At 43.9% G+C, this 13,600-nt stretch carries 11 protein-coding genes; 4 read left to right on the top strand and 7 right to left on the bottom strand.

Annotated elements, in window-relative coordinates; all coding sequences use genetic code 11:
- Positions 1–379: 379 nt before the first annotated feature.
- Positions 380–1,762 carry an NCS2 family permease gene (locus tag GN277_RS23355; protein ID WP_159754458.1) on the bottom strand — a complete coding sequence of 461 codons (1,383 nt, stop codon included), beginning with the start codon at positions 1,760–1,762 and terminating at the stop codon, positions 380–382.
- A 196-nt stretch (positions 1,763–1,958) separates the two neighbouring features.
- On the opposite strand from GN277_RS23355, the gene GN277_RS23350 reads away from it, so the two are divergent.
- The 3 genes from GN277_RS23350 to GN277_RS23340 all read left to right on the top strand — a co-directional run bounded on the left by GN277_RS23350 (position 1,959) and on the right by GN277_RS23340 (position 6,027).
- Complete coding sequence (locus GN277_RS23350; protein WP_159754455.1) at positions 1,959–3,533, top strand: ion channel; 1,575 nt, start codon at positions 1,959–1,961, stop codon at positions 3,531–3,533.
- Between the two features lie 114 nt (positions 3,534–3,647).
- The gene (locus tag GN277_RS23345) at positions 3,648–4,958 is read left to right on the top strand and encodes a M18 family aminopeptidase (protein ID WP_159754453.1); all 1,311 of its coding nucleotides are present in this window, start codon (positions 3,648–3,650) and stop codon (positions 4,956–4,958) included.
- 46 nt (positions 4,959–5,004) lie between these two features.
- Positions 5,005–6,027: an asparaginase gene (locus tag GN277_RS23340; RefSeq protein WP_159754450.1), complete on the top strand. Its 1,023-nt coding sequence runs from the start codon at positions 5,005–5,007 to the stop codon at positions 6,025–6,027.
- A gap of 69 nt (positions 6,028–6,096) precedes the next feature.
- Here GN277_RS23340 and GN277_RS23335 read toward each other — a convergent pair whose 3' ends face one another.
- The 6 genes from GN277_RS23335 to GN277_RS23310 form a co-directional block, all read right to left on the bottom strand.
- Entirely contained in the window at positions 6,097–6,738 is a 642-nt protein-coding gene (locus GN277_RS23335; protein ID WP_159754447.1) for a GntR family transcriptional regulator, read from the bottom strand.
- 282 nt (positions 6,739–7,020) lie between these two features.
- Entirely contained in the window at positions 7,021–8,184 is a 1,164-nt protein-coding gene (locus GN277_RS23330; protein ID WP_159757113.1) for a DUF819 family protein, read from the bottom strand.
- A gap of 163 nt (positions 8,185–8,347) precedes the next feature.
- Positions 8,348–9,145 carry an ABC transporter permease gene (locus GN277_RS23325; RefSeq protein WP_330587421.1) on the bottom strand — a complete coding sequence of 266 codons (798 nt, stop codon included), beginning with the start codon at positions 9,143–9,145 and terminating at the stop codon, positions 8,348–8,350.
- A 6-nt stretch (positions 9,146–9,151) separates the two neighbouring features.
- On the bottom strand, positions 9,152–10,021 hold the full coding sequence (locus tag GN277_RS23320) for an ABC transporter permease (RefSeq protein ID WP_322101268.1): 870 nt from the start codon (positions 10,019–10,021) through the stop codon (positions 9,152–9,154).
- Positions 9,981–10,769, bottom strand: coding sequence for an ABC transporter ATP-binding protein (locus GN277_RS23315; protein WP_159754444.1), 789 nt, complete (start codon positions 10,767–10,769; stop codon positions 9,981–9,983). The genes GN277_RS23320 and GN277_RS23315 overlap by 41 nt, the downstream gene beginning before the upstream one ends.
- 201 nt (positions 10,770–10,970) lie before the next feature.
- On the bottom strand, positions 10,971–11,672 hold the full coding sequence (locus tag GN277_RS23310) for a helix-turn-helix transcriptional regulator (protein WP_159754441.1): 702 nt from the start codon (positions 11,670–11,672) through the stop codon (positions 10,971–10,973).
- A 253-nt stretch (positions 11,673–11,925) separates the two neighbouring features.
- On the opposite strand from GN277_RS23310, the gene ptsP reads away from it, so the two are divergent.
- A complete protein-coding gene (ptsP, locus tag GN277_RS23305; RefSeq protein WP_159754438.1) occupies positions 11,926–13,551 on the top strand; it encodes a phosphoenolpyruvate--protein phosphotransferase in 1,626 nt (541 codons plus the stop codon).
- Positions 13,552–13,600: the final 49 nt, after the last annotated feature.

Here is a 13,600-nt window from a genome sequence, read left to right as displayed (position 1 = left end):
ATCTTATGAAACAATCATTTTTATTATCTTAAATAATTTGTTCGTGATTAATACTGCGAAAGGAATTCCTAAAATAAATATCACCCATAAAAGGACTACGCCTTGCGCCGCTGTAGTGATTGCTATATAGCCCAAAGGTATTGTAATTACTCTGAATATAATGCCCAAAAGAATCCACCAATAAAGAACTCCCATTTTATTTTCCTTTTTTATACAATGAAAAAAATAGTGTGTCATGCCAAAGCATACTGCTAACAATATATAAAGAAATAATTCATTAGTGATATCTATCCAAAGGAACCCTGTTATCAGTAATCTCCACAAAGCTGCGGAAAGAATACATTGCAAAATAAAACTCTTAATATTTGTCTGCATAAAATTATAGGAATATATACTTCAAAACAAATAATACGGCCAATACATACATAAGCACGCTAATCTTTTTTTCTTTCGCTTTACCTGTAATCAGATTCAACGCTACATAAGAGATTACTCCCATGGAAATGCCTTCGGATATACTGTAGAAAAACGGCATTGCCGCTATACAGATATAACACGGAAGGGCCTCGGAGATGTCGTTAAAATCGATATTCACCACATTTGTCAGCATGTAGAAACCAACTACGATTAACGCTGGAGCCGTTGCAAATGAGGGTATTGCAAGGAAAATTGGAGAAAGCAGAAGAGAAAGTCCAAACAAAACTGCCGTAGTCACGGACGTAAGCCCTGTCTTGCCGCCCTCCGTCACACCAGAAGCGCTCTCTACAAATGTAGTAGTTGTGGTGGTTCCAAGTACTGCGCCTGCAGTTGTGGCGACAGCATCCGCCATAAGAGCCCCTTTGATTTTCGGAAGCTTTCCGTCTTCATCCAGCATATCAGCCTTGGAAGCTACGCCAATCAGCGTACCGATGGTATCAAACATATCTACAAACAAAAATGCGAAGATAACGACAGCAAAATTAAGTGTAAAAACTCCGCCAAACTGCAGTTTACCAAAAACAGGCATAATACTTGGCACAGACAGCCCGTTGCTGAAATCCGGAAGCAGTCCATAGAATCCGAGCTCTGGGTTTGGAACATAAATACCTGCAAACTGGCAGATGATACCAAGTATCCATGTAATCAAAATTCCCCACAGAATATTTCCCTTAATATTTTTAATAACCAAGATACCAGTGATGATTACGCCTGAAAGAGCAAGCAGAACCGTGATGCCAACGTCATGAAAACTTGCTTCTACGCCGTTTGCAAGATTATATCCGTCTATTGAGAACAGCTCCACTAAAGTTGCGCCTCCGATTACAATATTGGCATTCTGTAGTCCGATAAATGCGATAAATAATCCGATCCCCACGCTGACCGCTGCCTTAAGGTTAAGCGGAATTGCATTAAAAATCGCTTCCCGCACATTCGTTAGGGACAGGACGATAAAGATGAGACCCTCTATGAATACTGCCGTAAGTGCAACCTCCCATTTGTACCCCATACCAAGGACTACGGTATAGGCGAAATAAGCGTTCAGTCCCATTCCAGGCGCAAGCGCAAAGGGATAATTCGCCAGAAACGCCATAAGAAGCGTACCAATAAACGATGCCAGCGCCGTAGCCGTGAATACAGCCCCCTGGTCCATTCCTGCCGCAGCAAGGATACTGGGATTCACGGCGAGGATATACGCCATTGTCATAAACGTTGTAATACCTGCAAGTACCTCTGTCCGGACATCTGTATTGTTGTCCTTCAATTTGAAGAGCTTTTCTAACATGTTCTTCCTCCTTTTTCTCATCATGCCATAACTATAATGCTGAGGGCGCTCATACCCTTAGCAGTAGACTACCTCCTTATATTAGCAAAATAATGTGTTAAAGTAAATGTTTTCTTTCTATTTCCTTTGGCGGCCGGTATGATATAATGTGATAGGGGATGCGGCTAAACCAGCATAAAAAAGGAGACAGATTCATATGAAAAGAAGAAAAAAAATTTATCTGTACATGACTTCAGTTTTATTATTCGTTTATATTGGATTGATTATGCTTCTTTATTTTTCAGAATATACGGACAGCAGTGCAACGATCCGGACATTTGGTGATGCGTTTTGGTATTCCCTGGTTACGCTAACGACTGTTGGATACGGCGATTTGACGCCGGTAACGCCTCTTGGACACGGTGTAGGAGTTGTTTTTTTATTCTTGTCAGCAGGCATGATGATGACCTTGTTTGGCGCGGTCATATCCTTTATCACAAGTGAAGGGTTTCCGTTTCTCATGCTTGGCTTTCAGAGGAAGAAAAACTGGTACTATTTTGCAGATTACGGCGCGGAAGCTAATACTTTAGCCGGAAATATCTATAAAGAGGATCCTGACGCAGTTATAATCTATGGTGAGAAAAGGGACGAGCAGATGGAATTTCCGGATTATCCCTGCCTTTTTATCAGCGCTTCTCCGGCACGGATTGTGGCGTGTAAGAAAGGCGTTGGTTCAAGATGCAAGGTTTTCCTTATGAAAGAAAATGATATCGGTGTGAACAGCCGTGCCATTGACTTACACAAATTACCTGTGGAGGTCTATGCAAGAACCACGAATGGACAGGATCACCTCTCAGGAAACATTAATTTTTTTCATAGTTATGACTGCTGCGCCAGGCAGTACTGGCGTTCCAGGCCCCTTCTAAGTCAAGAGAATACGATTGTGCTGATTGGCTTCGGAAATTACGGACGCTGTATTTTGGAGCGTGCGATTTTAACTAATATTATCTCTGTAAATCAGCATGTGGCTTATCATATTTTTGGATATTCCAAGGAATTTCTTGCAATGCATAGCCATCTCCAGGAGATATTTTCTCTTGGCGAAGAATCAGAGAAAATGGATTCTCTGATATTTCATGACGAATTTTGGGAGAATTATCATATACTTTTAGAGATGGCGGACAGAATTATCATCTGTCCTGACGATGAACCGGAGGGATGGAATATCTTCTGGAGGCTTCATAAATACTACAAACTTTCCGGACAGATTCATCTGCATAGTAATCGAAAAGCGCCTGGAGTATCATATTTTGGGACCAATGAGGATATATATACGCCAAATCAGATTATGCGGACCTCGCTGAACCAAGCAGCTATCACGATCAATGAGATTTTCCGCAAATCTGTTTCCTACCCAACCCTTAGTTGGGATGAGTTAGATGATTTTCATCGGGAGTCAAAGATTACTGCTGCAGACCATATTTTGATGAAAATTCGTATACTGTTAAAAGATGAAACGATTACAGATTTTAATGCCGATACGGTAGAAAGGGCATATCAGAAATATTGTGAGACAAGAATAGAGGAGTCTGTGCAGGATATGTATCGGAGGCTGGATCATCTGCGTTGGCTCCGCTTCTATACATTTTATAACTGGACTTACGGACCTGCGCGCAATGACGCCGCAAGACAGCATCCCATGCTGTGTTCTTATGCAGAGCTTACGGCTGAGCAGAAGAAGGAGAGGGATGCGGCGTGGGAACTTTTGGGCAGTATATCTGTGGAACTTTAAGACTTGTTTTTCAGATATGCGCATAGTATAATATTTTCCGGTGAAACAGAGATGGATATGAAGGTTATTCATTTCCCAACTGTTGATAAAACCAAATGACAGAGGTGAAGCAAGATGTATGAAGAAATTGTATCCGGACTGACCTCTTTTATAGGAAAGAGTCCGACGCCATTTCATGCTGTGGCAAATATAGGAGGTATTTTAAGGGAAAATGGCTACCAAAGGCTTTGGGAGGGCGAAAAGTGGCAGCTTAGTCCAGGCGGGAAGTATTATGTAACCCGCAATGATTCCAGTATTATTGCACTGAATGTAGGGACAAGGCTTGAGGATTACTGCTTTAAGATTGCTGCGTCTCATAGTGATTCCCCTACCTTTAAGATAAAGGAAAATGCAGAAATAAAGGTAAAAGAGAAGTATATGAAGCTGAATACAGAAGGCTATGGCGGGATGCTGTGCGCTGCATGGTTTGACCGTCCGCTGTCTGTTGCCGGACGGGTCATGGTCAGGGACAAGGGGAGATATGAGGCAAGGCTTTTGAATATTGACAGGGATTTGCTGATGATTCCTAGTGTGGCAATCCATATGAACCGTGGAGTGAACGACGGCTACGCTTATAATAAACAGGTAGATCTATTGCCGTTATTGGGAGGGAGCGAGTGTAAGGAGGGAGACTTTAAGAAGCTGATTGCAGGAGAGCTGAAGGTGGAGGAGGAGAACATTTACGGGATGGATTTGTATCTCTATAACCGGATGAAGCCTTCTGTATGGGGTGCAAAGAAGGAATTTATTTCTTGTCCCCAGCTTGATGACCTGCAGTGCGCCTATACCTCTCTTCAAGGCTTCCTGAAAGGCGCAGATGACCAGGCTGTCAATATTTTTGCCTGCTTTGATAACGAGGAAGTGGGGTCTGGTACGAAGCAGGGAGCAGGCTCTACATTTTTGTATGATATCCTTTACCGGTCGAATATGTGTCTGGGAATGGGAGAAGAAGATTTTTTTAGGGCGGCTTCCAAGGGATTTATGTTAAGCTGTGATAATGCCCACGCGGTCCATCCCAATCATCCGGATAAGACGGATACAGGCAACTGTGTGTATATTAATGAAGGGATTGTAGTGAAATCCCATGCTGGGCAGAAATATACCAGTGATGCCGTGAGCATTGCCGTATTTCGGGGGATTTGCAAGGAGGCGGGAGTGCCGCTGCAGTTTTTCTCCAATCGATCCGATATGGCAGGCGGGAGTACCCTTGGCAACATTGCCATGTCCCAGGTGTCCATGAACAGTATTGATATCGGGCTTGCGCAGCTTGCCATGCATTCTTCCTATGAAACTGCCGGAGTGAAAGACAGCTATTATATGCTTCAGGCAGCAGCCAGATTTTTTACCCAACAGATTGAAATGATACCGATTCAGTCGTCCATATAGCTTACGTTCAATTCGATTAAGAGTTAAAAGGCCAGGAGATACAGAGATGAAAAGGATACTAATGATAGGAACCGGAGGCACGATTGCTTCCACACAGACAGAGTACGGGCTTGCGCCGGGGCTTACGCCGGCAGATATTCTTTCTTATATACCGGCGGTACGCCAGGTATGCGAGGTTGATACGATTCAAGTGTGCAATCTGGATAGTACCAATGTGACGCCTGAGCATTGGCGGCTGCTTGCGAGAAGTGTTGAGGAAAACTATGAGGCATATGACGGCTTTGTCATCTGCCATGGGACGGATACGCTGGCTTACACAGCGGCGGCGCTGTCTTATATGATTCGGAATTCAGCAAAACCTATTGTAATTACAGGGGCTCAGAAGCCAATTCAGATGGATGTGACTGATGCCAGGACAAACCTTCTGGACAGTTTTATCTATGCGGCAGACCATGAGTCCCAGAATGTTAATATTGTGTTTGATGGGAAGGTGATTGCCGGAACTAGGGCAAAGAAGGAGAGGGCAAAGAGCTATGATGCGTTTTCCAGCATCAATTTTCCTTACCTGGCGGTGATTCAGGAGGGAATGATTGTGCGCTATATTAAGGAGCCGCCCTGCGCTGCGCCGGTTGGCTTCAGCTATGATATGAAGGACAGTGTTTATGTACTCAAGCTGATTCCAGGAATGCATGCCAGCATTCTGCCCTATTTGTTTGAACATTACGACTGTATCGTAATTGAAAGCTTTGGGGTCGGCGGGATTCCCAATACGCTGGTACAGGAGTTTTACCGAGAGATGAAGGAATGGGAAGGCAAGGGAAAATATGTGGTGATGACAACCCAGGTAGCTAACGAGGGGAGCAATATGACGGTCTACGAGGTGGGGAAGCGTGTGAAGCAGGACTTTAAACTCTTAGAAGCTTATGATATGACTCTTGAGGCTGTGATTACAAAAATGATGTGGCTAATGGGTAAGGGAAGGGCAGCTTATGAGAGGATGAAGGAGGACTTCTATACTGAGATTAACCACGATATTTTATTTACGAAAAGGTTGGAAAGAGAGGGATAGATTAAGAATTTGGTAATTACAGATACTACCGCACAAGGGACGTTTTAAACCGCCCTTTGTGCGTTTTTTTCACTTATTTTTAAGACGTTTGATTGTCATCATATAATGATCCGAGATTGCGTCACAGATTGTTTCTACATCCCGTGTCTTACAGATATCAACTAACTTTTGGTGAATCGGGTATTGTCTCTGTATAACGGAATGTTTATCAGTATATCCTGCGTTGCAGCTCATAATCTCACAATATTCTAAATCGGCCCATGCTTTCGTAAGACGTGCAAGCCCCGCCTTTTCAATGATGACGCCGTGAAGCATACTGCCATAAGAGATAACATTACTGTAGCTCTCAATGGTTAGAGTCTTCATCAGCTCCACCGCTTCCTCCATTTTGGCGATATCTTCATCTGTAAACTTAGCTTCATAGAGGCGTACGGCAAGAATCTCATAACTGGAACGAAGGAGATAAGTCTCATAGACGTCCTGTGTGGTAACTTCCCGCACAGAGCAACCGACATTCCGCGTATATTCAACCATTCCCTCCTGCTCTAACTGACGTAGAGCCTCCCGTATCGGACCTCTGCTGACGCCTAATTCATCAGAAAGCTCTTGCTCAATGATATGCATTCCCGGAGTCAGCTCTTGATTGAGAATTTTAAGACGGATTTCCTCTGCTACCTTTTCACGTAAAGTTTTGAATGTCAATTTTCCCATAAGCAGCTTTTCGCCCCTCCTTTGCTCTGTATCTCCAATATGGCTTCAACTGTATTAATGCTTTTCCATTTTAACACAGTAACATCCATATCGGAAATGTTTCTTGCAAATTTACAAAAATTTATACAAAAATTTAGCCTAATACAAAACAACCTTCCATACTGTTTGATATGGAAGGCTGTTTTATAGTGCTTTATCTGTTTGTACATTGTTCTGCAAATAGGTGGTTCTGAGGCTTTAGCTATTTGCAGGTTCTCAATTCTACAATATTAGTGTCTTTAACTACAGGCCGCAGATTGCTTTTACGGCGTAGGCGACGAAGATACCGACATAGTTACCGCATGCTCCGGCGATAACCCCCATAATCAAACCTACGTTAATCAGTGACTTCCAGTTTCCACCGGCAGCAGTCAGAGACGCCGTCGGTCCGTCTACGATACATCCCACCATAGAGAGAAGCACGTACTCATACTTAATCTTGAAGAGACGGCAGATGAGGAAATGAAGTACCGTACATCCAATCAGCATGAAGAATACATACAGCGTCATCAAGAAGGCGGAACCGATGAACTGCTGAAGGTCAACTGCGAATCCGATTGTTGACAGGAAGCACAGTGAGATGAACAATCCAAGGTCAAGGTTACCACGAAGCTTCTTAATCGGCTTTAACTGTGCCAGACAGATTGAAACTGTTGTTACCATAAGAAGTCTTCCTGCCTTCCAGAATGTATCTGGGAAGATTCGCTGAGCAATCATTGTTGTGAAAAATGCTACGCCGAAACCAATGGTCAGAAGCCATGCAATATCTTTGATTGCCCACTTCTTATCAGCCATCAAAGGCTCTGAGTCTGCATCGTCCAGCTCCTCCGGTTTGAAGGAGTAAGGCCATAACTTGTTCCATTTCTTAGACGCCTTAAAGAATGCCGGAGCCGCAAACATTGCAACCATAAGAGGTGTGGATACAACATAGTCTGCCGCGTTCGCTGCTGCCAGAGTCTCTCTTGAACAGTCAACTCCAGTTGCGATAGCTGTTAAGTTCGGTGTACCTCCCGTATAAGTTCCTACAAACATACCAGCTACTTTCCAGCCTTCTGTAATCTTCGGTGCGAAGATGATTCCAAGGACGATTGCAATAAGACATACGGATGCAATCGCGGAAACCAGGGCGATTACCGGCTCCTTGTTGAGCTTCTTAAGCTCTGTTACATTCATACTGAGCAGACAGATTGAGATACCTGCCTGTACGCAGTATGTAGAGATTGAATCATACAGTTCATGTGAAATTGGTACGATATGGGTATTTGAAAGAATGATACCAATAACAACGACCGTAAGCACAGGACCTAATGATTTAAAAACTTTGTACTTCTGAAGCCAGAGGGAAAATGCTACCATCAGAAAAACAACAAATAATAATCCTTGCGTACTTGATATAAGAGTTCCCATCATTTCTCCTTTCATTCCTTTGTGCCAATTCATAAATTTGTGTAGTTTTATGAATTGACTACGTATTTTGTTGATTGTAGATTGTTTACAATATACTTTGTTTTATCAATATAACATATTTACTTATTGAATGCAACTATAATCTAACCAGAAACAACCCTTTTTAAGACCCGCTGGATTTATAATGCCTCACTCCAAACCGCCACAGAAGAATGGCAGGAACCAAAAACAAGCAGGCAAGAAGCGGCAGAAACATAAGGAATACATCCGTTCTTCGTCCCAGTATATACAGAAGGGGATAATATTGTATCAACGCATAGGGGACAAAAAATGTAGTAAATATGAGAAACTCCTTCCCATACACGCCCACTGGATATTTGCCAAACTCTCTGGCGCCGTCCGTAAATATATTCATGAATTCCAGCCCGTCCAGCGTAAAGAAGCACAGGGCAGCGTAAATTAGAAACAGAGCAGAAAATACTGCGGTTCCGCCAATCAGCATAAAGACGACGGTAAGTACCTTGGAAAAATTCCATGCAACCTCATTTTTAACAATTCCATAGATAAACATCACAATTGCCTGCGCGATCCTTCCGATTCGTGTAAGCTCAAACTTGCTTCCCAATACCTGGATGATTTCATTTTGCGGGCGAACCAAAACTCTGTCAAATTCTCCGTTTTTCACCATATGGTGAAACATGTCGAACCCTCTGGCAAACATTTCCGCAATGGAGTATTCCATCAGCATTATCCCAAAACATAACAGTACTTCGCTGTAAGTGAAGCCTTCTACTTTGGAAAATCTTTGGAACATGAAGAAGATACCCAGAAAAACGGTAAAAGACACCAAGAATTGGCCGAGGGCTGTCAGGAAAAAGGATGCCTTATACTGCAGCATACAGCGGATATTAATGGATACATAATGAAAATAAAGACGGATGGATTGATGTAATTCTTGCAATGTATTTTAACCTCCTTGTACGATAACCCGTTTCTGTGCCAGTTTACAGAGCAGCTTCCCCGCAGCCGTGGTGACGAAAAGCCAGAAGATTTGAAGGACGATTGCTCTTTGCATCTCATACACCGTCATGCTTCCGCTATAGACGCGAAGGGGAACGTTCTGCATAGCCGCAAAGGGAAGAAGCTCCATGATGCTCTGCATTTTCGCCGGAAAAAAGGGCAGGGGAATCAGCGCGCCGGCGAAGAAATCTGTCATTGTAATGAATATCATCTGAAGCCCTTGAGGGGATATGGTGAAAAAAGCCAATATGTAGACCAGAACGCACAGGGATACTGTCATTGCCAGTCCCAAAAATAAAGTCGCAAGAAAAACAATAAAGTGCCAGGGGCTTGCGGGCGGGGCAATTCCGTAAGGTTGGGGTACAAATATGGCAATAGCCAATATAGGGAAGCATCTTAAGACTGCTCTTGATAGCCGTGTTGCCATACTTCTGGAAAACCACATGTTGTATATGCTGACAGGTCTGCAGAGTTCATATGCAATATTGCCATTTACAATAGAATCAAAGACGTCTTTTTCCATCATCCATGTTGCAAACAGGGCGAGAAATGCCTGCTGAAGCCATATGTAAGACGCTGTGGCATATAAGCTCATGGGGAAGGCGGCTGGGTCTGCGCGGTAAAATGCCCGAAATATCATGATCTCCATGAAGCCCCATGCAAACTGAGTTGCAATCCCGCCAAGGGCGGCTGCCCGATATTGCAGTCCCATTAAAAATTTTAACCGAAAGAAGGATAGATATTTTTTCATTTTAAAGTCCTCTGAAATATCAATGTCAAATCTCATAGGTGCGGTACAGCTTGGCCACTGTTTCATCGATATTGCTTCCGCCCTTTCTGATATCGTCTAAAGTACCGTCCAAAAGAACCTGTCCCTTGCCAATTAGGATGATACGGCTTGCCAGGGCTTCAATGTCCTGCATATCATGGGTGGTAAGGATTACGGTAGTTTTATGGATGTTATTCTGCCGTATAATGAAGTTGCGGACTGCGAGTTTAGACACGGCGTCCAGCCCGATGGTAGGCTCGTCCAGGAACAGGATACGGGGGCGGTGCAGCAGGGAGGCCGCTATCTCACAGCGCATCCTCTGTCCAAGGGATAGCTGTCTTGTGGGGGAACGCAAAAGCTCCTTTAGATTCAATAATTCAGTCAGTTCTTCAAGGCTCTGTCTATATTGCGGTTCTGGAATGGTATAGATATCCTTTAATAATTCAAAGGAATCTATGACGGGAACATCCCACCATAACTGAGAACGCTGACCAAACACGACGCCAATGTCACGGACGTGTCTGATTCGGTCCTTATAAGGAATTCGTCCGTTTACAAGGACGGTTCCGCTGTCAGGGGTTAATATTCCGCTTAGAATTTTGATTGTAGAGCTTTTTCCCGCGCCGTTGGGACCGATGTAGCCAACCATTTCGCCGTCGCCTATGGTGAAGGTTACATCATTCAGGGCATGGATGCTCTCGTATTCCCTGTAGAAAAGGGATTTTAAGGCGGCTTTTATGCCTGCGTCTCTTTTTGCAATCTTGTACGATTTGCATACGTGTTCCATCGTTATCATTCTTGCTTCCTCCTGGTAGTTATATCTGCATATCTTGCCAAGCCGGTTTTGTTGGATTTTGCCAATATATTATTTGTCAATAGGTTGATTATATCACGGAACGAATGAGGGGTAAAGTGGATAGATAACAACAGAATAGGCTTCCCATCAAAGGATACAATAACCATCAGTCCGGCAGCACCAGGCTGGTGGTTATTATTGCTAATCGCTGATTTCGCTTAGATACCGGTATATGGTAGCGGTTGAACAGGAAAATTTCTTCGCAACAAAGGAAATCGCTCCTTTAAGCTGGAACAAGCCTTGCTCCTGCAGCCGTTCGATAATCTCCTTGCGCTCGTGCTGGTTCAAACGGTCAATAGGCGTTGTCAGCGACATAGTAGCATCGTCAAACATCTTCTGCATCAGAGATGAAATATCCATAGAAAAGCTTTCCGTGGTCGAATCCGAAGAAGAAAAGGTGTTCTTTGGAGGTTCCTGGCTGTCGAAGCGCTCAACCGGACCATGCTGTGCAAGGAAAAATTCAGGATGTATAGTATTAAGCAGCTTACTATTCAATTCCGCAAATCGGCTGTCATCAAAATTAATGCATAGAAACCCTATCGGATTGCCTTCATCGTCCTTGATAAACAGTGTAGATGAGCGGAGGACACGCCCATTTCCGGCAATGCCTCTATAGTTACATAAAAAATCATTTGACTCGTAGGCCCTGGACGAAAGCATTTGAAGTGAGGCATCGGTCAAAGGACCGCCTACACGACGTCCGCTGATGTGACCGTTTACGATTGCGACAATAGCTTGATGCTCCGGGTTTAGATCCTGCAGTACAATCTCATAATCCGGGCCGAGAGTCTTTCCAAGAAATTCAACAATAGTAACGTATTGCTGAAGTTTGTTAAATCCCATAGTATTACTCCGTTTCAATCTGTAGCTAAATTTAAAGTTTCTTATTAGTTTTATTATCTCACGTTGTCTGACAAAATTCAATACAAAATTCAGTCAATATCATGAAAATACTTGACATATTCCACAATATTTAACAAAAAATATTATTATTATAATAAAAATGCAATGCAACAAGGAACTTTTAGAATAGTTCTGGATTGTGAAAGAAGGAGAGTTATGGCATAATGGATGTATGGAGTGAGGAGGTGAGGAAATGCAGCAGTTTTCAGGCAAATCCGTATGCAAAGGTATGGCATACGGGCCTGTGACAGTTCTGAGAAGCCCAAAGCAGCACATAAGGCATGACAAGATTTGGGATGTAAAAGCCGAGCTTGAGAGGGTAAACAGTGCGGTGGAATGTGCCAGAAAGGAGCTACAGTCATTGTATGAGAGGGCTTCCCAGGAGATCGGTATTTCCGGCGGCGAGATTTTTCAAGTACACAGGATGATACTGGAGGATGAAGAATATCTGAAGGCTGTCCGTCATACGATTCAGACAGAGATGGTAAACGCAGAATATGCGGTGGAATTTACCAGTGAAAGATATGGAGATATGTTTTTCCGTATGAAGGACGACTATATGCGGGCCAGGGCAATGGACATAAAGGATGTTTCCGACCGTCTGCTTCGGGTGCTTAACGGCAGGGAGGATACAAGGAGAAGCTTAGATGAGCCGGCCATTATCGTTGCAGATGACTTAAGCCCCAGCGAAACCATGGGATTTTGCAGGGAGAAGGTGCTTGCATTCGTGACGGTGCGCGGCTCGACAAACTCTCACACAGCTATTCTGGCACGGCTTATGAATATTCCTGCTCTGGTAGGAGTGCCTGTGGACTTGGGGGAGATTCAAGACGGAATAAGAGCTTTCGTGGATGGATTTGAAGGCATGGTTACTTTTGAGCCGGACGAGGATGTATACAGGAAGGCAAATGAGAGAATGGAGGATGAGCAGGAGAAGCTCTGTCTTTTTCAGAAGCTGAAGGGGAAAGAAAGCATAACGCCAGGCGGAAAGAGGATTTTAATCTGCGCCAATATCGGAAGCGTCAGAGACGTAGAGCGTGCGCTGGAAAATGATGCCGAAGGGATAGGGCTGTTCCGAAGTGAATTTTTGTATCTCGGACGAAAGGATTTCCCGACGGAGGAAGAACAGTTTCAGGCATACCGCCAGGCGGCGCAGCAGATGGCTGGAAAGGAGGTCATAATCCGGACCCTGGATATGGGGGCTGATAAGCAGGCTGAGTATTTTGGTCTTGGAAGGGAAGAAAATCCGGCTATGGGATTTCGGGCGATTCGTATCTGTCTTAAGCAGCCTGAGATCTTGAAGACACAACTGCGTGCGCTGCTTCGAGCGGCAGTATATGGCAATATCTCTGTCATTTACCCTATGATTATTTCCGTGGAGGAGGTTAAACGTATTTTTGAGATTGCACAGGAGGTCAGGGAAGAACTTGAGAGCAAACGGATTCCATACAGGTATCCCAGACAGGGAGTCATGATTGAGACACCGGCGGCTGTTATGGTCAGTGATGAGCTGGCAAGGCTGGTGGATTTTTTTAGTATTGGAACAAACGACCTGACCCAGTATACCCTTGCCGTTGACAGGCAGAACGAAAAACTTTGTGATTTTTACGACCCACACCATAAGGCGATTATGAGGATGATTAGGATTGTGACGGAGCATGCGCATAAATATGGGAAAAAGGTGGGGATCTGTGGGGAACTGGGGGCGGATACAAGTCTTACGGAGGAATTCGTTCGTATGGGAATCGACGAATTGTCTGTGGTTCCCTCCATGGTTCTAAAGCTCAGGAAAATTGTTCGGGAGTTGAAAGATGATTGAAAGGTAATGTCAGATATGCTATGATGTGAATTGGAACATTCAAAGGATA

It is taken from the genome of Sporofaciens musculi (assembly GCF_009830285.1).
GTDB lineage: Bacteria > Bacillota > Clostridia > Lachnospirales > Lachnospiraceae > Sporofaciens > Sporofaciens musculi.
The sequence above is the reverse complement of the archived record's forward strand: the minus strand, read 5'-3'. Positions and strand labels throughout refer to the sequence as shown.